This window comes from Pseudomonas fortuita (genome assembly GCF_026898135.2).
In the GTDB taxonomy this organism is placed as follows: domain Bacteria; phylum Pseudomonadota; class Gammaproteobacteria; order Pseudomonadales; family Pseudomonadaceae; genus Aquipseudomonas; species Aquipseudomonas fortuita.
The window spans coordinates 1759287-1778901 of the sequence record NZ_CP114035.2 but is presented as its reverse complement, the minus strand read 5'-3'; the positions used below and the strand labels follow the sequence as shown (position 1 = coordinate 1778901).

Annotated in this window: 17 protein-coding genes, 1 tRNA gene and 1 pseudogene; 6 read left to right on the top strand and 13 right to left on the bottom strand. The window is 63.5% G+C overall.

Translation table 11 applies throughout. The features are described 5' to 3' along the window. The first annotated feature begins 45 nt into the window (after positions 1-45). Positions 46-1293 (top strand): glycosyltransferase family 4 protein, encoded by a 1248-nt coding sequence (locus OZ911_RS08010; protein ID WP_016485627.1) that lies wholly within the window; start codon positions 46-48, stop codon positions 1291-1293. Here the strand turns inward: OZ911_RS08010 and OZ911_RS08005 are convergent. Together OZ911_RS08005 and moaB are read right to left on the bottom strand one after the other, a co-directional pair. Then, a complete protein-coding gene (locus OZ911_RS08005; RefSeq protein ID WP_023048916.1) occupies positions 1282-2508 on the bottom strand; it encodes a molybdopterin molybdotransferase MoeA in 1227 nt (408 codons plus the stop codon). The genes OZ911_RS08010 and OZ911_RS08005 overlap by 12 nt on opposite strands. Then, positions 2492-3031 (bottom strand): molybdenum cofactor biosynthesis protein B, encoded by a 540-nt coding sequence (gene moaB / locus OZ911_RS08000; RefSeq protein ID WP_016485625.1) that lies wholly within the window; start codon positions 3029-3031, stop codon positions 2492-2494. Before moaB ends, OZ911_RS08005 begins: the two co-directional genes overlap by 17 nt. A gap of 187 nt (positions 3032-3218) precedes the next feature. On the opposite strand from moaB, the gene OZ911_RS07995 reads away from it, so the two are divergent. Together OZ911_RS07995 and OZ911_RS07990 are read left to right on the top strand one after the other, a co-directional pair. Continuing rightward, positions 3219-3440 carry a YgdI/YgdR family lipoprotein gene (locus tag OZ911_RS07995; protein WP_016485624.1) on the top strand — a complete coding sequence of 74 codons (222 nt, stop codon included), beginning with the start codon at positions 3219-3221 and terminating at the stop codon, positions 3438-3440. A gap of 80 nt (positions 3441-3520) precedes the next feature. Continuing rightward, positions 3521-3597: transfer RNA gene (locus OZ911_RS07990), tRNA-Pro, on the top strand. A gap of 51 nt (positions 3598-3648) precedes the next feature. Here the strand turns inward: OZ911_RS07990 and OZ911_RS28945 are convergent. From OZ911_RS28945 to OZ911_RS07980, 3 genes and pseudogenes are all read right to left on the bottom strand, one after another. After that, a complete protein-coding gene (locus OZ911_RS28945; RefSeq protein ID WP_371855230.1) occupies positions 3649-4353 on the bottom strand; it encodes a methyl-accepting chemotaxis protein in 705 nt (234 codons plus the stop codon). Between the two features lie 228 nt (positions 4354-4581). Beyond that, positions 4582-4692 (bottom strand): annotated as a pseudogene (locus OZ911_RS28940) (hypothetical protein); the annotation flags it as partial. Positions 4693-5455: 763 nt separating this feature from the next. Continuing rightward, on the bottom strand, positions 5456-7219 hold the full coding sequence (locus OZ911_RS07980; protein WP_024717342.1) for an ABC transporter transmembrane domain-containing protein: 1764 nt from the start codon (positions 7217-7219) through the stop codon (positions 5456-5458). A gap of 209 nt (positions 7220-7428) precedes the next feature. Here OZ911_RS07980 and OZ911_RS07975 point away from each other — a divergent pair, with 209 nt between their 5' ends. Further along, the gene (locus OZ911_RS07975; protein WP_016485621.1) at positions 7429-7602 is read left to right on the top strand and encodes a PA1571 family protein; all 174 of its coding nucleotides are present in this window, start codon (positions 7429-7431) and stop codon (positions 7600-7602) included. A 108-nt stretch (positions 7603-7710) separates the two neighbouring features. On the opposite strand, the gene pdxB is transcribed toward OZ911_RS07975, so the two are convergent. The 3 genes from pdxB to rlmM all read right to left on the bottom strand — a co-directional run bounded on the left by pdxB (position 7711) and on the right by rlmM (position 11029). After that, positions 7711-8853 (bottom strand): 4-phosphoerythronate dehydrogenase PdxB, encoded by a 1143-nt coding sequence (gene pdxB / locus OZ911_RS07970; RefSeq protein ID WP_023048914.1) that lies wholly within the window; start codon positions 8851-8853, stop codon positions 7711-7713. 60 nt (positions 8854-8913) lie between these two features. Next, positions 8914-9156 (bottom strand): sulfurtransferase TusA, encoded by a 243-nt coding sequence (tusA, locus tag OZ911_RS07965; protein ID WP_016500764.1) that lies wholly within the window; start codon positions 9154-9156, stop codon positions 8914-8916. Between the two features lie 808 nt (positions 9157-9964). After that, positions 9965-11029, bottom strand: a complete 1065-nt coding sequence (rlmM, locus tag OZ911_RS07960; RefSeq protein ID WP_016485617.1) for a 23S rRNA (cytidine(2498)-2'-O)-methyltransferase RlmM — start codon at positions 11027-11029, stop codon at positions 9965-9967. Positions 11030-11253: 224 nt separating this feature from the next. Here rlmM and acnA point away from each other — a divergent pair, with 224 nt between their 5' ends. Both acnA and aer read left to right on the top strand, forming a co-directional pair. Continuing rightward, complete coding sequence (gene acnA / locus OZ911_RS07955; protein ID WP_070086975.1) at positions 11254-13995, top strand: aconitate hydratase AcnA; 2742 nt, start codon at positions 11254-11256, stop codon at positions 13993-13995. Positions 13996-14368: 373 nt separating this feature from the next. Further along, positions 14369-15934, top strand: coding sequence for a methyl-accepting chemotaxis protein Aer (gene aer, locus OZ911_RS07950; RefSeq protein ID WP_016485615.1), 1566 nt, complete (start codon positions 14369-14371; stop codon positions 15932-15934). A gap of 178 nt (positions 15935-16112) precedes the next feature. On the opposite strand, the gene OZ911_RS07945 is transcribed toward aer, so the two are convergent. The 5 genes from OZ911_RS07945 to OZ911_RS07925 all read right to left on the bottom strand — a co-directional run bounded on the left by OZ911_RS07945 (position 16113) and on the right by OZ911_RS07925 (position 19483). Further along, positions 16113-16997: a pseudouridine synthase gene (locus OZ911_RS07945; RefSeq protein WP_016485614.1), complete on the bottom strand. Its 885-nt coding sequence runs from the start codon at positions 16995-16997 to the stop codon at positions 16113-16115. 51 nt (positions 16998-17048) lie between these two features. Next, positions 17049-17357 (bottom strand): hypothetical protein, encoded by a 309-nt coding sequence (locus OZ911_RS07940; RefSeq protein ID WP_016485613.1) that lies wholly within the window; start codon positions 17355-17357, stop codon positions 17049-17051. A 65-nt stretch (positions 17358-17422) separates the two neighbouring features. Then, positions 17423-17854, bottom strand: coding sequence for a D-Ala-D-Ala carboxypeptidase family metallohydrolase (locus OZ911_RS07935; RefSeq protein ID WP_016485612.1), 432 nt, complete (start codon positions 17852-17854; stop codon positions 17423-17425). A 108-nt stretch (positions 17855-17962) separates the two neighbouring features. Beyond that, positions 17963-18202 carry a glutaredoxin family protein gene (locus tag OZ911_RS07930; protein WP_023047050.1) on the bottom strand — a complete coding sequence of 80 codons (240 nt, stop codon included), beginning with the start codon at positions 18200-18202 and terminating at the stop codon, positions 17963-17965. A 72-nt stretch (positions 18203-18274) separates the two neighbouring features. Beyond that, positions 18275-19483 (bottom strand): ammonium transporter, encoded by a 1209-nt coding sequence (locus tag OZ911_RS07925; protein WP_016485610.1) that lies wholly within the window; start codon positions 19481-19483, stop codon positions 18275-18277. Positions 19484-19615: the final 132 nt, after the last annotated feature.

The following is a 19615-nucleotide window of genomic DNA, read 5'->3' as shown; positions in this document are numbered from 1 at the left end:
TGGGCGCGTCTTTACATCCGCGGCCTTTAGCGAGGATTCCGGGTCATGCGCATTCTCTGGACACTGCCCTATCTACCCTGGCCAACCACCAGTGGCAGCAAGACCCGGCAATACCACCTGATACGCGCACTGGCGCAGAAGGGCCATCGCATTACCCTGTTGGCGCAGTCAAAAATACCCCTGAGCGACGCAGCCCGCGAAGCCTTGGAGCCACTGCTCGAACGCCTGATCGTAATACCCCGTCGGCCATTGCACAGCCCGTTGAACCTGCTGGCTTCGCCAATCATCGACTACCCCATGCGGGCCATCATCAACGGCCTTTCGCCTTGTCTGCGGCACCGTTTCGAGCAATTGCTGGACGAACCCTGGGACGTGATCCAGATCGAGCACAGCTACAGTTTTCAACCCTTCGAAAAAGCGCTGCAGGCCCGCGGGCTGCCCTACATGCTAAGCGAACACACGCTGGAGTCGGTGATGGGTGGGGCCTGCCACGACCGGCTGCCCTTGTGGCTGCGTCCTCTCAACGCCTTCGACCGCTGGCGCTACCGCCGCTGGGAGCACAGGGTGCTCCGCCAGCCCACCGAACTGGTGGCAGTCAGCGCCCACGATGCCGAGCTGATCGCGCAGATCAGCGGACGGCCGGTAAACGTAGTGGTCAATGGGGTTGACTGTGATTTCTACCAGCACGTGGAACCCGCGCTACACAGCCAGCGCCTGTTGTTCGTCGGCAACTTCGAATATGGCGCCAACCTGGAGGCCATCGAGTGGGCGCTGGAGGACATCATGCCGCAGGTGTGGATGAGCAACCCGGCAGTGCGCCTGGCAATAGCCGGGCACGCCCTGCCGGCTAGCTGGAAACTGCACTGGAACGACCCGCGCATCGAATGGTTCGGCTACCGCCCTGACCTGCGTGAGTTGCAAAAACGTTCGGCACTGTTCTTCGCGCCGCTGCGCTATGCCGGCGGCTCCAAGGTAAAAATCCTCGAGGCCATGGCAGCAGGCCTGCCGGTAATCACAACCGGCAAAGGCGTATCGGGCCTGAGCGCAAACAATGGTGAGCACTACCTGGGCAGTGATGACGGCGACCAGCTGGCCCTGCTGATCACCCAACTGCTCAACCAGCCCTGGCGCATGAGCCAGTTGAGCGCTGCCGGGCGCCAGTTGGCCCGCCAGCGTCATGACTGGAGCGTAGCCGCACAGCAGCTGGAGAATGTGCACATGCGCCTGACCCAGGCAGCACCGTCAGAGGCCGCCCCACTGGGCAGTGCCTGGCTGGGCCGCTCAGCCAAGTAGCTCGCTGAAGGGAATGAACGGCACGCTGTCACCCTGTTTCAGTGTGCTGCCCTCACGCACTTCCACCAGCCCCTCGGCCCACGCCGCGCTACGCAGCACCCCGGAGCTCTGGTTCTTGTAGATACGCACCTGGCCGTGCTCGATGCGTGCACGCAGGTACTCGCGCCGGGTGCCAGGCTTGGGCCAGTCAAAGCCTGCCGGCATATCGAAGCGCAGCGGCGTGACATCCGGCACACCCTGGCGGCGCAACAGGTAAGGCCGGGTTAGCAGGCCAAAGGTGACCAAGGTCGAGGCCGGGTTACCCGGCAGGCCGATCACCGGTACGCCCTGGAAGTGGCCGAAGGTCAGTGGCTTGCCCGGCTTGATCGCCAGCTTCCACAAGGCCAGTTCGCCGGCTTCGCGCAGCGCCGCGCCCAGGTAGTCGGCCTCGCCCACCGAAACACCACCGGTAGACAAGATCAAATCAACGTCGCCCAGCGAAGCCAGGCATGCGCGGGTCAGCGCCAGGTCATCCGGCAGGATGCCTGCATCCACAACATCGCAGCCCAGCCGCTGCAGCCAGCTGACCAGCAGCCGACGATTGCTGTTGTAGATTTGCCCCGGCCCCAAGGGCAGACCAGGCTCGACCAGTTCGTCTCCCGTGGACAGCACCGCCACCCGCACCTTGCGCACCACGTCCAGGCGGCCGTGACCCAGCGTCGCCGCCAAGCCCAGTTCGATCGGCCCCAGCCGGGTACCGGCGCTCATCACCTGCTCGCCCTTGCGGGTTTCCTGGCCTTGGGGGCGAATGTTCTGATCAGCCTGCAAAGGTGCGAGAAAGCGCACCCGACCGCCGTCGACCACTTCGGTGTTTTCCTGCATTTCGACGCAGTCGGCACCTTCGGGCACAGGCGCCCCGGTGAAAATGCGCGCACAGGTGCCTGGCTGCAGCGGCTGCGGCGCATGGCCGGCGAAGATCCGCTGGCTGACCGGCAGAGGCTCGCCTTGCCAGTCGGCCTTGCGCAAGGCATAGCCGTCCATGGCACTGTTCGGCCAGGGCGGCAGGTCGAGCGAGGCCACCAGGTCGGTGGCCAGTACGCGGCCCTCGGCCTCGGCCAACGGCAGGTTCTCGATGTCACGGATTGGCGCCGTTTCGGCCAGCGCCAGCAGTTGCCCAAGGGCTTGCTCCACCGGCATCAGCGGCCGGGCCTGGCTGACCTCAGCCACGGCTGTCACAGGCCGCTGCCTGCTTCAGGTGCGCCACGAAGTTGCAGGGGCGATGGCGTGCATCGAGCTGCTCGGCCAGGATGCCATCCCAGCCCGTGCGCACCGCATTGGTAGAGCCCGGCAGGCAGCAGACCAACGTGCCGTTGGCCAGCCCGGCCAAGGCGCGCGATTGCACGGTGGAGGTGCCAATATCGGCCACGGATATCTGCCGGAACAGCTCGCCAAAGCCATCGACCTGCTTGTCCAGCAGGCAGGCCACCGCCTCGGGTGTGCTGTCACGGCCGGTAAAGCCAGTACCGCCCGTAATCAGCACCACTTGCACGCTGTCATCGGCAATCCAGGTGGCGACCTGGGCGCGAATCTTGTACAGGTCGTCCTTGAGCAGCACACGCTCGGCCAGGTGGTGGCCCGCGGCGCTCAGGCGGTCGACGAACAGCTGGCCAGAGGTGTCGGTGTCGAAGGTACGGGTGTCGCTGACCGTCAGCACGGCGATGTTCAGCGCCACGAAGGGGGTATCTGCCTTGGCTTTCATGGGTGTCCGTCACAACAGGATGAGATGGCCGCAGTTATATCACAGCGTACCTTTTCCGGCGTTGCGCCCATCAGCCTTGCCCTGGATCAAGGGGACAGATTTGTCGCTATGCTGCACTTGCAGTGAACTTGCACTAAAGTCCTGCGTCATAAATGTCATCTAGCACCATCGCACTTGGAGAAACACGATGATCAAACGGACCCTACCCGCCTTCCTGCTCGCTCTGGGCCTGGGCGCCCTCGCTGGCTGCTCGACCCCTACCGTCATCACCCTGAACGATGGCCGGGAGATCCAGGCAACCGACAAACCGTCCTTTGACGAAGACTCCGGTTTCTACGAATTCGAGCAGCTAGACGGTAAGCGCACGCGCCTGAACAAGGACCAGATCCGCACCGTCAAAGAGCTGTGAAAAACACCTTTTTTTGCCAATGGCCCTTTAAACAACAAGGGCTTGCGGGCAAAAAACGGATGCAGTAGGATTTTGTTCATCGGAGTGTAGCGCAGCCAGGTAGCGCGTCTCGTTCGGGACGAGAAGGCCGCAGGTTCGAATCCTGTCTCTCCGACCAGATCCTTTCAAAAAGCCCGCCTTGCGCGGGCTTTTTGTTGCGCTGAAATTGTCAGGCGCTCAGGCGCGAGGTCACTTCACCCAGTTGCCCCGACAACCCATGCAGGCGTTGCCCCGCCTGCTCGGTGTACTGCACAGACGCCTGGTTGGCCGTGGCAATACGGGTGATTTCGATGAGGTTGCGCGAGATGTCTTCGGCCACGCTGGTCTGTTCTTCGGCCGCCGTGGCGATCTGCCGGTTCATGTCGCGGATCGCCTCTACCGCGAGGGTGATGCGCTGCAACATCTGCCCGGCCTGCTGCACCTGCTCGGCCCCCTCTTCGCTTCGCTGCTGGCCGCTTTCGATGGCCTTCACCGCTTCCACCGCGCCCGACTGCACCGCTTCGATGATCTGATGGATCTCGGCAATCGAGGCTGCCGTGCGCTGGGCCAGGCTGCGCACCTCATCGGCCACTACCGCAAAGCCCCGCCCGGCCTCACCAGCGCGGGCCGCTTCGATCGCCGCGTTGAGCGCCAGCAGGTTGGTCTGCTCGGCAATACCGCGGATCACTTCCAGTACTTTGCCGATACGGGTGCTGTCATGCTCCAGGTCGCGGATCACCGCTGCGGTACCGGCGATTTCGCGGTTGACCACGCCAATGATGTCGATAGTCTGCTGCATGACCTGCTCACCGGCCTGGGCACTGTGGTCGGCGTCATCCGCCGCACGGGCAGCTTCTGCAGCATGGCGGGCAACTTCCTGAGCGGTGGCAGACATCTCGTGCATGGCCGTGGCCACCTGGTCGGTACGCTGGAACTGGTCATGGGTGCCGCGGGCCATGTAGCCGGCAATGCTGCGCAACTGGCCGCTGGCTCCTTCCAGCTCCTGGGCATTGTCCTTCAGCCGGCCGACGGTGTCGGCGAGGAAGTCGCGCAGGGTATTGGCGGCCCGCGCCAGGCGCCCCAGTTCATCCTCCCGGCGGCTGTCCACCCGGGCGGCAAAACGGCCCTGGCTCAGCTGCGCAACATACTCGATCAGCTGGCGGATCGGCTCGATCAGGCTGCGGTTCACCAGCCACAGGCTGAGCAGCCCCACCGTCACCGCCGAGGCCAGCATCACCAGCAGGCCCAGCCATACCGTGCGCTCGGCGCTGGCGCTGATACTGGCCGCGCGCTGGCGGGCATCGGCACGCAATTGCTCGACCAGTTCGCTCATCTGCTCACTGGCTGCGCGATCCACGCCCTTGACCGCCCGATCGCCGGCGACCGGGTCGCCACCCGCGGCGACGAAGGCCTGACGGCCCTGCGCATAGGCCTGGCCCAACTGTCGGTGGCTATCACGCAATTGCTGCAACGGCGCCTTGAGCCTGGCGTCGCTGCTGTCGATCAATTGCCCGAGCAGTTGCTGCACCTGTTGCTCGCGCGCCTGAAACTGCTGCCAGTACTTGTCCAGCTCAGCCGGCTGACGCCCGCGCAGCAGCACGTTCTTCCATTCCTGCACCTGGATCTTGAACTGCAGGTTGGCTTCGTCAATCAGTTGCGAGGCCCGAAGCGGCCCGTCGACCAACTCAGCATAACCGCGCACGCTGGACGACAAAAACTGGAAACACACCAGTGCGATCAGCAGCATCGCCACCAGGCTACCGCCAAGCAGCGAGAGAATTTGCACTCTGAGGGATTTACGCAACATCGTGGATCTCGAAACCGGAAGGAAAGGAATGGCGCGCATCCGCAACACCAGGTAAGACATTCCATGTCCTTGTTGGCAGGCCAAAAAAAAGCTGCCATCAAGCAATGGCAGCCAGGTCGAGCACTTACGCAACAGTTGAGCCAGATACTCTCAGGCAATTGCTACAAAATTGTTACAAGCTTACGACGCGTTAGCCGCTTGTGAATTGCAAGGCCGCCAGCCGCGCATACAGTGGGCTTTCCTCGATCAACTGGCGGTGGGTGCCCACCGCCACCACCCGCCCCTTGTCGATGACCGCGATGCGCTCGGCGTGCTGCACCGTGGCCAGGCGATGGGCGATCACCAGCGTGGTACGCCCGGCCATCAGGCTGGGCAATGCCTGCTGGATCAGGTGCTCGCTCTGCGCATCGAGCGCGCTGGTGGCCTCATCCAGCAACAGGATCGGTGCATCGACCAGCAACGCACGGGCAATCGCCAGGCGCTGGCGCTGGCCACCGGAAAGGCCGATGCCGCCCTCGCCCAAGGGCGTCTGGTAGCCTTGCGGCAGCTGCCGGATAAATTCGTCGGCATAGGCGCCATGCGCCGCTGCTTCGACCTCCGCCAAGGTCGCCTCGGGCCGGCCATAACGGATATTGGCCTCCACCGTGCCACGAAACAGTGAGGGGTTTTGCGCCACCAGGGCAAACTGCCGTCGCAATTGGTCGGGATCCAGCTCGGTAACCGGCAGCCCATCGAGCAGGATGCACCCTTGCTGGGGGTCGTAGAAGCGCAGCAACAAATCGAACAGGGTCGACTTGCCCGCCCCCGAAGGGCCAACCAAGGCCACGGTCTGCCCAGGCTCGATGACCAGGCTCAGGCCATCGACAGCCGCCACCGAGGGCCGTGACGGGTAGGCGAATACCAACTGCTGCAGCTCGATATGTCCGCTGGCCCGCTGCTGCGGTAGCGCCTGCGCCACGGTGGGTGGCAGGATCGCGCTGCGCGCCGCCAACAGTTCGGCGATACGCTCGGCCGCACCCGCCGCACGTTGCAGCTCGCCGATCACCTCACTCAGGGTGCCGAACGCGCTACCGACGATCAGGCTGTAGAACACAAAAGCCGCCAGCTCGCCTGCGGAAATACGCCCGGCAATTACATCCATGCCGCCGACCCACAGCATCACCCCCACCGCCCCCAACACCAGCACGATCACCAAGGTAATCAGCCAGGCACGCTGGGCAATCCGCTTGCGGGCGACGCCAAATGCGGCTTCGACCGTGTCGGCGAAACGCTCGCGGTCATGTGCCTGGTGGTTGTAGGCCTGTACTGTCTTGATCTGCCCCAAGGTCTCGGCCACGTAGCTGCCCACATCGGCCACCCGGTCCAGGCTCTGGCGCGACAGGCTGCGCACCCGCCGGCCGAACAACAGGATCGGTGCCAGCACCAGCGGCAGGGCCACCACCACGATGCTGGTGAGCTTGGGGTTGGTGATGAACAGCAGCACCACACCGCCAATGACCATTAGCGCGTTACGCAGGAACATCGACAACGAGGAGCCGATGACCGATTGCAGCAAGGTGGTGTCGGAGGTCAGTCGCGACTGGATCTCGGAGCTGCGGTTGTCTTCAAAAAAACCGGGGTGCAGGCCGATCAGGTGGTCGAACACGGCACGGCGGATATCGGCCACGCAGCGCTCGCCAATCCACGACACCAGGTAGAAACGACTGAAGGTGCCCACTGCCAGGGCTAGCACCAGCAGCAGGAACAGCCCGATGGTCTGGTTGAGTTGGTGCGCGGAGCGGGTCATGAAGCCCTGGTCTACCAGCAGGCGGATGCCCTGGCCCATGGACAGGGTGATGGCGGCAGTGACCACCAGGGCCAACAAGGCCAGTAGCACCTGGCGGCGGTACGGACGGACGAACTGCCAAGCCAGGCGTAAGGCACGGCGTTGGCGGGGAGAAACCGATTCTGGCATGGCAGCGACCACAATGGCGGGGAAACCGCAGACTATCATTCATCCGGGTCGGTGGAGTGTACGCAGGTTGCTATAACGCATTGGTCTAAACAGATCATGGAGCTTTCACAGGGTTTCTGTTGGACTGTTGCTGCCGTGACACAGAAGCTGTCACAGGCCAGTCACGGCGCAGGGCTACCCTGACCTTGAACCTGAAGAGGAGACAGTGCATGAGCTTGCAGCATGGCAATGACAACCAGAAGCCCCAGACCATCCCGCAATCACAGGCGTGCGGTTCGATCATCGACGGCAAGGGGCGCGAAGTGCCTATCACCGAGCAGATGATCCAGCAGGCCTGCAAGGCTCTGGAAGAAAGCCGGGTCGAGCGCGTACGCAAAGGTTAATCGGCGGATTTTTTGCAACCCGGCGCATGCGCCGGGTTTTTATTGCCTGACAGCCGGTGTACGCCGCGCCTACAGGGGACTGCAAAAACCTGGGGAATTGCCAACTTGTCAGACCAACTCAGCCCCCAAGGCACTGACCAGCTGCGCCAACTGCGGCGACTCCCCACGCAAGCGCACCGCCAGCCCTTCGATCTCGCGCCGAGGCGGGTACTGTTTGCGCAACTGGTCGAACGCCGCACGCTGCTGCTGCGGGTCATCACTCAGGCTGCGACGGAAGTCGGCATCGTCGCGTCGTGGGTCGTACACGGCGCGGCACAGGGTCGCCAATGCCCAAGCCGGGTCAGTGCTGGCATCCAGCTCGATCTGCGCCAGCGGCGGTCGGGGCAGCAAGTCTGCCAGCTGCACCTGCTCATGCACCCCCAGGAAACGGCACAGCGCCTGGTAGATCTGCGCCGTGCCACGCTGGCGGCCGTCGAGGCTGTAGCCGGCAATGTGCGGCGAGGCCAAGGTGCACAGGTCGGCCAATTGCAGGTCGACCTGTGGCTCGCCCTCCCACACATCCAGCACCGCATGCACATCTTCACGGTCCAGCAGCAGCTCGCGCAAGGCGGCGTTGTCCACCACCGGGCCTCGGCTGGCATTGATCAGCCAGGCACCCGGGCGCAACTGCGCGAGCTGCGCCTGGCCCAACAGGTGCCAGGTCGGGTGCTCGCCACCGCGCTGCAACGGGGTATGCAGGCTGATCACATCGCACTGTTGCACAATGGTTTCCAGGCTAACGTAGTTGCCGCCCTCGGCGGCCTGGCGCAACGGGTCGCACACCAGCACCTTCCACCCCAGGCCGTGCAGCACCCGCACCAGGCGGCCACCCACCTCACCCGCACCCACTACCCCGTACACGCGTTCGGGCAGTGCTGCTCCATCCAGCTCGGCCAGGGTCAGCAGGCTGCCTAGCACGTAATCGACCACACCGCGGGCATTGCAGCCCGGCGCACTGCTCCAGCGAATGCCGGCTTGGGCAAAGTAGTCCAGGTCCAGGTGATCGGTGCCGATGGTGCAGGTGCCGACAAACCGTACACGGCTGCCTTCGAGCAACTGGCGGTCGACCTTGGTTACCGAGCGCACCAGCAGGATATCGGCGTCCTTGACGCTGGCGGCATCGAGGCTTCGGCCGGGGTAACGGCGGATTTCACCGAAACCCTGGAAGAAGGCATCGAGCAGCGGGATGTTCTCGTCGGCAACTATCAGCATGGCGCTCTCCTGTCTGGGGAACGCAGTGTAGGCGCAACGTCGGGCGTGTTCCAGAGCGCTTCAGTCGGCTTTCTTGCGGATCCAGTACAAGAAAGTACCGGCGTCCTCTTGCTGTTGCAGCAGTTCGTGGCCGAGGAAGTTGCAGAACTTGGGAATGTCGCGGCGGGTCGACGGGTCGGTGGCGATGACCTTCAGCAGGCCGCCAGCGGCCAGGTCACGCACGTGCTGGTGCAGCATCATCACCGGTTCCGGGCAGTTCAGGCCGGTTGCATCGAGGATGGCGTCGGGGGTGAAATCGGTCATGGGGGGCTCCGAAAATGATCGCCATTGTCGCGCATAGCGCGACGCGGTCCAAGCACCGCTTGAGAAATGCCCAGCTGCGCCCCCCCCGGCCCAGCTCTTGATCTTGATCTTGATCTTGATCTTGATCTTGGATCTTCGCGACTTCAGGAGGCCGAACGCAGGCCTTGCGAAGGGAGGTGACGGGCATGGATGCCCGTCAAGCGCTGGGCCCCAGGATGGGGCCTGCAGCGCCATCCTCCCGGGAGCGAGGCCGGAGTGAGGGGACCCCGGAGCGCAGCGCAGGGGCCGGATGATCGGAGCGCAGCGTTTTTTAGTTACTTTTTGTCGCGTCTGACAAAAAGTGACTCGCCGTAAGGGCGAAAAGGTGAGTCAGCGTCACCATCGCAAACGGACTGTTCGATGCACCAAAACAGCCATATCCGCTTTTTAGCTTCTTGCGAGGTGGGCCTCAACACAGTGTAGACATTCGTTCGCGCAGGTGGCGCCGAGTCACCTTTCCGCCCTTCCGGCGGGTTACTTTGGTCTTGGCCAAAGTAACCAAAGCCGTCCGCTCCCATCATCCGGCCCCTGCGCTTCGCTCCGGGGTCCCCTCGCTCCGGGCTTGCTCCCGGGAGGACCGCGCTGCAGGCCCCATCCTGGGGCCCAGCGCTTGACGGGCATCCATGCCCGTCACCTCCCTTCGCAAGCCCTGCGCTCGGCCTCCTGAAGTCGCAACCTGCGTCGCCTGGACTACCGCGCGCTTAGAAGCAAAAACCGAAGCAAGAGCTAGAACAAGAGCTACCGCTGGAGCGCGAACAGCGCGCTGGGCTCAGCGCGGCTTCAGATCGAGCCGGCGCAGGTGGCAAGTCACTTCCTCACGGTCGTGATACAGCTGCTTGCAGGCAATCGACACCCTGATCTTGCGCGCCTTGAACGTCGCCTCCATGCGGTCGAGCAGCCGGCGCACTTCGGCATAGCGCTGCTTCATCGGCAGTTTCAGGTTGACCACCGCCTCGCGGCACAACCCCTCCCCCAGCCAGGTTTCGATCAGCGAGGTGGTGCGCGCCGGCTTCTCGACGATGTCGCACACCATCCAGTCAACCGGCTGCTTGGGCTGCCAGGTAAAACCATCAGCCATCAGGTGCTGGACCAGGCCAGTGTCCATCAGGCTTTCGGCCATCGGGCCGTTGTCGATGGCGGTCACCAGCATGCCCCGGCGCACCAACTGGTAAGTCCAGCCACCTGGCGAGGCGCCCAGGTCAACGCCGGTCATGTCATCCCCCAGGCGCTGGTCCCATTGCTCGCGCGGGATGAACTGGTGCCACGCTTCCTCCAGCTTGAGGGTCGAGCGGCTGGGCGCCTCGCGAGGGAATTTCAGGCGCGCAATACCCATGGGCCACAGCGCACTGTTGTTGACCGGGGCAACACCGGCAAACACCCGCCGGCCGCTGATGAAGGTGAGCAGCAGGCGTGGGCGGCTGGCATCGTCAACCAGGCGGCCGGCCTTTTCCAGTGCTTTGCGCAGCGGCACTTCGAACTTGCGGCAGAACGTAGACAATTCCTTGCCGTCGTTACTGTCCAGCACTTCCAGCCACAGGCTGCCAAACACCGGCAGTTCGGCCAACTGTGCCAGCAACACACTGATGCGGTCACTTTCCGGCAGCTCGACATAACCGCCCCGGGCCCACTGCCGCGGGAAAATCAGCTCGCTGAAACGCAACGCCCCCATCAGCCGCTCGGCACCGCCTTCTTCGGTACAGACAAACTCGGCGCTGGCACTGTGCGGCTTGCCTTTGGCGTAGCCCGCAATGCCAAGGCGGGCAGCATGTTCGCTGATTTCGGCGCACACCTCGCCCTCGAAACCAGGCCGGCAATGCATGAACAGGGTATTCATCTCTCACTCCACTACGGCTGGCGCGCAACAGGCGCCGGCAGGGCGGCGATGATAAAGGAAGTTCGGAACCTGCGACACGCCCCGCCGGTCCAGAAAAGGGTCAGGGGCCGCAAAGCGGTCTAACCTGACCACTCAGCCAGGTCCGTACCGTGCGGATCGACACAGAGCGGTGACACCGGCAGACCTTTAATATTTGCCGGGCACCGGCGCAGAAGGAGTTGGCAATGCCCTCGCTCGATAGCCTGAACACCCTCAAGCCCCTCCAGGTCGGGGACCAGACCTACCATTATTTCAGCCTTACCGAGGCCGCCCGCCAGTTGGGTGACCTGCAACGCTTGCCCATGTCGCTGAAAGTGCTGCTGGAAAACCTGCTGCGCTGGGAGGACGGCCATACCGTCACCGGCGACGACTTGCGCGCCCTCGCCCAGTGGCTGAGCGAGCGGCGTTCTGATCGCGAGATCCAGTACCGCCCGGCGCGGGTGCTGATGCAGGACTTCACCGGTGTGCCGGCCGTGGTCGACCTGGCCGCCATGCGCGCGGCAATGGCCAAGGCCGGCGGCGACCCCCAGCGGATCAACCCGTTGTCACCGGTGGACCTGGTGATCGACCACTCGGTAATGGTCGACCATTACGGCACGCCGCAGGCCTTCCACGAGAACGTGGACATCGAAATGCAGCGCAATGGCGAGCGCTATGCTTTCTTGCGCTGGGGGCAGAGCGCCTTCGACAACTTCCGCGTAGTGCCGCCGGGCACCGGCATCTGCCACCAGGTCAACCTTGAATACCTGGGCCGTACGGTTTGGACCCGTGAAGCCGATGGCCGCACCTACGCCTTCCCCGACACCCTTGTCGGTACCGACTCGCACACCACCATGATCAATGGCCTGGGCGTGCTCGGCTGGGGTGTCGGTGGCATCGAAGCCGAGGCGGCCATGCTCGGCCAACCCGTGTCGATGCTGATCCCCGAGGTAATCGGCTTCAAACTGACCGGCAAGCTGCGCGAAGGTATTACCGCCACTGACCTGGTACTGACGGTGACGCAGATGCTGCGCAAGAAGGGTGTGGTGGGCAAGTTCGTCGAATTTTATGGCGACGGCCTGGCCGAGCTGCCCTTGGCTGACCGTGCGACCATCGCCAATATGGCGCCCGAATATGGCGCCACCTGCGGTTTCTTCCCGGTTGACCAGGTGACGCTGGACTATCTGCGCCTGTCGGGCCGCCCCGAAGCGACAGTGCAACTGGTCGAGCAGTACTGCAAGGCCCAAGGCCTGTGGCGCCTGTCGGGGCAGGAGCCGCTGTTCAGCGACAGCCTGGCACTGGACATGCACGAGGTCGAAGCAAGCCTGGCCGGGCCGAAACGGCCACAGGACCGCGTGGCGCTGGGCCAGGTCAGTCAGGCCTTTGACCATTTCATCGAACTGCAGCCCAAGCCACTGGCAAAAGAAGTCGGCCGCCTGGAAAGCGAGGGCGGGGGCGGCGTAGCGGTGGGCAACGCCGACCAGGCTGGCGAGATCGATTACAGCCATGCAGGCCAGACTCACACCCTGCGCGATGGCGCCGTGGTAATTGCGGCGATCACCTCGTGCACCAACACCTCCAACCCCAGCGTGATGATGGCTGCCGGGCTGGTGGCCAAAAAGGCCGTGGAAAAAGGCCTGCAACGCAAACCCTGGGTCAAGAGTTCCCTGGCACCAGGCTCCAAGGTTGTCACGGACTATTTCAAGGCCGCCGGGCTCACCCCCTACCTTGAGCAACTGGGCTTCGACCTGGTCGGCTATGGCTGCACCACCTGCATCGGCAACTCGGGCCCGCTGGACGAAGCGATCGAGAAAGCCATCGGCAGCGCCGACCTTACCGTAGCCTCGGTGCTGTCGGGCAACCGCAACTTCGAAGGCCGCGTGCACCCACTGGTCAAAACCAACTGGCTGGCTTCGCCACCGTTGGTAGTGGCTTACGCACTGGCCGGCAGCGTTCGCCTTGACCTGACTCGCGACCCGCTGGGCACCGGCAAGGACGGGCAACCGGTGTACCTGCACGATATCTGGCCCAGCCAGCAGGAAATTGCTGCGGCCGTGGCCAAGGTCGATACCGCGATGTTCCACAAGGAATACGCCGAAGTGTTTGCCGGCGATGCGCAGTGGCAGGCCATCGAGGTGCCACAGGCTGCCACCTATGTGTGGCAGGCCGACTCAACCTACATTCAGCACCCGCCGTTCTTCGACGATATCGCCGGGCCGCCGCCACAAATCGCCGACATCCAAGGCGCCCGGGTGCTGGCGCTGCTGGGCGACTCGGTGACCACCGACCACATCTCCCCTGCCGGCAACATCAAGGCCGACAGCCCTGCCGGGCGCTACCTGCGTGAAAAGGGCGTGGAACCGCGCGATTTCAACTCATACGGTTCGCGGCGCGGCAACCATGAAGTCATGATGCGCGGCACCTTCGCCAACATCCGTATCCGCAACGAAATGCTGGGCGGGGAAGAAGGCGGCAATACCTTGCACGTGCCTACTGGCGAAAAGCTGTCGATCTACGACGCGGCCATGCGCTACCAGCAGGAAGGCACCCCACTGGTGGTAATCGCCGGCCAGGAATACGGCACCGGCTCGAGCCGCGACTGGGCGGCCAAGGGTACAAACCTGCTGGGCATCAAAGCGGTGCTGGCGGAGAGTTTCGAGCGCATTCACCGCTCCAACCTGGTGGGCATGGGCGTGCTGCCGCTGCAGTTCAAGGCCGGCCACGACCGCAAGCAACTGGTGCTGACCGGCAAGGAGCGGATCGATGTGCTGGGCTTGAACGGTGCACAGATCCGCCCGGGCATGAGCCTGCCGTTGCGCATTACCCGCGAAGACGGGCAGCAGGAACAGATCGAAGTGTTGTGCCGGATCGATACCTTGAATGAGGTGGAGTACTTCAAGGCCGGCGGAATCCTGCACTATGTGTTGCGACAGATGATCGCTGGCTGAGGCTGGGAGGTTCGGCTGCAGATTTGCGGCGCTCCCGAGACCGAGCGCCGCCCGCGCGGCGCATCGCGAGCTGGCGCTCGCTCCTACGTTTGTTTCGGGCCAGTTATGCCTGTGGCAGGCGCGCGCGACCGCCTTGTGTGTACGACGAGATATTGCGCCATGCACCAAGGCGTTCGCGCGCAAATTGCACAGGAAAAATTGGCCCGAAACAAACGTAGGAGCGAGCGCCAGCTCGCGATGCGCCGCGCAGGCGGCGCTCGATTTCACAGGCGCCAGAGCCCCAACGACGAACAAACGCAGCCACATTAAATAATCATTCAATAAAACCCATAGCTTGCCGATACCTGTCCAAAGCCCTGCGGACTATCAACCCATGCGTAACAACCAGCCGATTACCCAGAGAGAACGGACTTTCCCTGCCCAGCAGCGGTTGATCTCCACCACCAACGCCAAGGGCGTGATCACTTACTGTAACGATGCCTTCATCGACATCAGTGGTTTCACCCGCGAGGAGTTGACCGGGGCGCCGCACAACCTGGTACGCCACCCCGATGTGCCGCCTGCCGTGTTTGCCCATATGTGGCAAACCCTCAAGCAGGGCCAGCCGTGGATGGGCATCGTCAAGAACCGTTGCAAGTCCGGGGACCACTACTGGGTCAACGCCTACGTCACACCGATTTACGACAATAACCAGGTCATCGGTTTCGAGTCGGTGCGGGTCAAGCCAACCGCCGAGCAGATTCGCCGCGCCGAGGCCCTGTACCAACGCATCAACCAAGGCAAGCCCGCAGTACCTCGCAGGGACAAGTGGCTGCCGGTGCTCCAGGACTGGCTGCCGTTCATCCTGATCAGCCAGGTAGGCTTCCTGATCGGCAACTGGCTGGGCCATTCCTGGGGCTTTGCCCTGGCTGCCGGGCTATCCGTCCCCTTGGGCCTGCTGGGCTTGAGCTGGCAGCAGCGTGGCCTCAAACGCCTGTTGCGCCTGGCCGAACAGACCACCTCCGACCCGCTGATCGCGCAGATGTACACCGACAGCCGTGGCGTGCAGGCGCGTCTGGAGATGGCCATGCTCAGCCAGGATGCCCGCATGAAAACCTGCCTGACCCGCTTGCAGGACAGTGCCGAACACCTCAGCGACCAGGCGCGCCAGTCCGACGCCTTGGCACACAAGAGTTCGTCGGGGCTGGAGCGCCAGCGGGTGGAAACCGAGCAGGTCGCCGCCGCCGTCAACCAGATGGCCGCCACCACGCAGGAAGTGGCCAACCACGTACAGCGCACGGCCGACGCCACCCAGGAAGCCAACCGCCTGACCAGCCAGGGCCGGCAGATTGCCGGGGAAACCCGCGAGGCCATCGAGCGTCTGTCGGCAGCGGTGGGCGAAACCGGTCAGACGGTTACCCAACTGGCCAAGGACAGCGACGAGATTGGTGGCGTGGTCGATGTGATCAAGGGCATTGCCGACCAGACTAACCTGCTGGCACTGAACGCGGCCATTGAAGCGGCGCGTGCCGGCGAGATGGGCCGTGGCTTTGCCGTGGTGGCCGACGAAGTCCGCCAGCTGGCCCAGCGCACTGCCGAATCCACCGGGCAGATCCACGGCCTGATCGCCAAGCTGCAACAAACTGCCAGCAACGCCGTGCTGACCATGGAAACCGGCCACCGTCAGGCGCAGGAAGGTGTCGACCGGGTGATGCAGGCTGATGAGGCATTGGTGGGGATCAGCGAAGCGGTGGCCAACATCACCGATATGGCCACCCAGATTGCCGCTGCGACCGAGGAGCAGACTGCAGTGGCCGACGAGATCAGCCGCAACATCAGCACCATCGCCGAACTGGCCGACCAGACCGCCGAACAGGCGCAGCATTCAGCACTGCTGAGCGAGGCGCTGACCAGCACAGCGGGTAGCCAGTATTCGCTGGTGGAGCGGTTCAACCGCTGACGCTCCGGTATTCGCGGCTGAAGCCGCTCCCACAGGAACCTAGTGACCTTGGAGCCTGCGACGTCCCTGTGGGAGCGGGCATGCCCGCGAAGAAACCAACGCGGTGGATGGCACCGGCCCTGCCGGTGTTCGCGGGCATGCCCGCTGCCACAAGGGCCGCGTATGCCTGCGGTCTGTGTTACCAGTCCAGCCGCAGGCGGCTCTCGAAATAGCGTTCTTCGCCGCTCAACGGGTCTTCGAAACGCAAGCTCTGCGCCAGCAGTTTCAGCGGCCGTTGGTAGTCATCCTCTGCAGTAAGCAGCTGCGGGTAGAACGGGTCATTGCAGATTCCCGCCCCCAAGGCTGCCATGTGCACGCGCAACTGATGGGTCTTGCCGGTCACTGGTGACAGCCCATAGCGCCACAGCTCCCCATTCTTTTCCAGCACCTCGGCCAAGGTTTCACTGTTGGCCTCACCCTCCACCTCATGCATACGGAAAAACGGCTCGCCATGCACCAGGCGGCTTTTGTGCACCAGCGGAAATGCATGCTGCGGCATCGCCGCCGCAATGGCCTGGTAGCGCTTGTCGATGCGCCGCTCGGGGAACAGGCGTTGGTAAACGCTGCGGCTGTGCGGGTTGGCGGAAAACAGCACAAGCCCGGCGGTGTGCCGGTCTATGCGGTGCAACGGCACCAGATGCGGGTTATCCAGGCGACGAATCAGGCGGCGCAGCAAGGTCTGCTCGACGTACTCGCCCGTCGGCGTCACCGGCAGGAAATGCGGCTTGTCGGCCACCACCAAGTGTTCGTCCGCGTGCAGTACCACTTCCTGCACCGGGATCGGCCGCTCGTTCGCCACTTCGCGGAAGTAGTGCAAACGCAGGCCACGCTTGTAGGGTAACTCGGCAGCAATCGCCCGCCCCTCGGCATCCAGTACCCGGCCACGGGCAAAACGGTCAAGCCACTGGGCGCGGTCGATGGCCTTGAAATGGTCGCACAGGCAATCGAGCACCGTCGCCCAGTTACCGGGGGGCAGGCACACCGTGCTGGCTTGCTGGCGGGCGGGGTCGAAGGGCGCGGTCATGGCAGGGCTCGAAACGTTCACGGCCGCGCATTATCGCCCAAGCCCGCGCCCTCAACCAGCCTGGACTATCGCCTCGCTGCGTTCCTTCAGCCAGCGCAACACCTGCACCGGTTCCCAACGACCGGGGTCGTACAGGGCATAGAGCAACCCCTGGTAACCCACCACATCCAGCCCGCGGTGATAGCCGGCACGCTGGAACAAGGCCTCGATCTCGGCGAAGCAGGTATTGAAGTGGACTTTACCGAACGGCGTGCGGTCGTCGGTCACCAGGCCTTCGAGGCGCAGTTCCAGAACGGCGTCAGCCACCCGATCCACGGGCATGCGGTTGACGCTGTACTTGAGTTGCTCGACGTTGAGCATGACGTTACCTCGACACTGTATTTATATACAGCATACGAACATCCCCTTGCCGCCGTCAATGCGGTTCATTGCAGCCCCGGCAGGTAGCCGCTGCCTCTGCGCAGGGTCAAAACCTGCCTGCGCGGGGTGCCACGGGTTACCGAAAGATGCACCCATCTGTCGAACTCCAGGATGAGTTGATCGAACGGCACGGCACTTTCGTTGATCCGCCGAGCGGTTTCCCGAGGGCTGACTTCCATCACCGTGAAGTCAGCCGCCAGCCCCTGAATATGCTGGCTGTTGGTGGCACCGCCGATCAGCCGGTTAACCTTCTCGCTGCGAAAACCGCTGCTGACGATGATCGGCACGCCGAACAGTGCGCGCACCTGCTCCAGCGCACAACATAGCAATTGCAGGTTGGCCCGGGCATCAGGAGGTGGGGTGTTATCGAACCCGTCCCTGGCGGCGAGCTGGGAAACGGTCATTTCATCGAGCGTGAAATGTGGAGTGATCAACATGGCGAACTATTCCGATGATGGGAAAGGTGACCGGCGCCAGTGCGCCGGCACCTGATCATCAGCTCGCTTCACCCTTCATGGAGCAGGGTTGCAACTCCTCTGCAGCCATCATTGCCCCAGGAACGCCACCACCTGTTCGGCATCGAACGGCCAGTGCAGCTCAGCAGCATTGTCGCAGCGTCGCAACACCGGAATGATCAGGCCATAGCGCTCGAACAGCACCTCACTCTCGGCGATGTCGACCAGCTCGACCAACAGGCCATGATCGACAAAAGGCATCAGCACGGCCTCGGCCACTTCACACAGGTGGCAGCCGAGGGTACCGAACAGTTGGCATTCAGGCGGCATGGCTCAGGTCCCGGTTGGCATGCAGAGATACCTATTCTAGGTCTCTCGCACTCGTCATGCACCTGACCTGGCTCAATCCTGGCTGGTGGCGCCGATACGGTGCAGCGACAAGTCCGCGCCCTGAAACTCCTGCTCATGACTCAAGCGCAGCCCATGCAGCGCACGGATTGCGCCATACACGGCAAAGCCGCCGGCCAATGCCACCAGCACGCCCATCAGGCTGCCCAGCAGCTGGCTGGCCAGGCTGACACCACCCATTCCGCCCAGTGCCGTCTGGCCAAAGACGCCGCAGGCAATGCCACCCCACACGCCGCACAGGCCGTGCAGTGGCCACACGCCCAGCACGTCGTCGATCTTCCAGCGGTTTTGCGCTGCAGTGAAGGTCCAGACGAACAACGCGCCAGCCACCAGTCCGGTGGCCAGTGCGCCAATCGGGTGCATCAGGTCGGAGCCGGCGCAGATCGCCACCAGGCCGGCCAGCGGCCCGTTGTGCAGGAAGCCCGGGTCGTTACGCCCGGCCAGCAAGGCCGACAGGGTGCCTCCGACCATGGCCATGAGCGAGTTGATTGCTACCAGGCCGCTGACGCCTTGCAGCGTCTGTGCACTCATCACGTTGAAGCCGAACCAGCCGATGATCAGAATCCACGACCCCAACGCCAGGAACGGAATGCTCGAAGGCGCAAACGCCACCAAACGGCCGTCCCGGTAGCGCCCACGCCGCGCGCCCAGCAGCAATACCGCCGCCAGGGCTAGCCAGCCGCCCATGGCGTGCACCACCACCGAGCCTGCAAAATCGTGGAAAGGCGCGCCGAAGCGGGCCTGCAACCAGGCTTGCAGCCCCAGGTTGCCATTCCACACCACCCCCTCGAAGAACGGGTAGATAAACGCCACGATCAACGCCGTGGCACACAACTGCGGCACGAAGCGCGCGCGCTCGGCGATACCCCCGGAGATGATCGCCGGGATCGCCGCAGCGAACGTCAGCAGAAAGAAGCACTTGACCAGCGAATAACCATGGTCAACGGCCAGCGCCGCTGCCGGCTGGAAGAAATGGACACCATAGGCTATCCAGTAACCAATGAAGAAATACACCAGTGCCGAGATGGCAAAGTCGCTGAGGATCTTCGACAAGGCGTTGACCTGGTTCTTGTGGCGTACCGTGCCCACTTCAAGGAAGGCGAAGCCGGCATGCATCGCCAGCACCAGGATGGCGCCCATGAGAATGAACAGAGTGTTGGAACCGTGGACGAGGGAGTCCATTGCGCTGTGCATGTTTTCCATGAAATAGGCAGGCCTGCTAAAAAAGGCACCAGGACAGTTCAAGAACCTGCATCCCTGCACCGAATCGGTGCCAGCCCCCTGCCCTGTTTCGGTGAGCGGGTCGGAGCCTGCGTGGTTTTTTCTTGGGTTTGT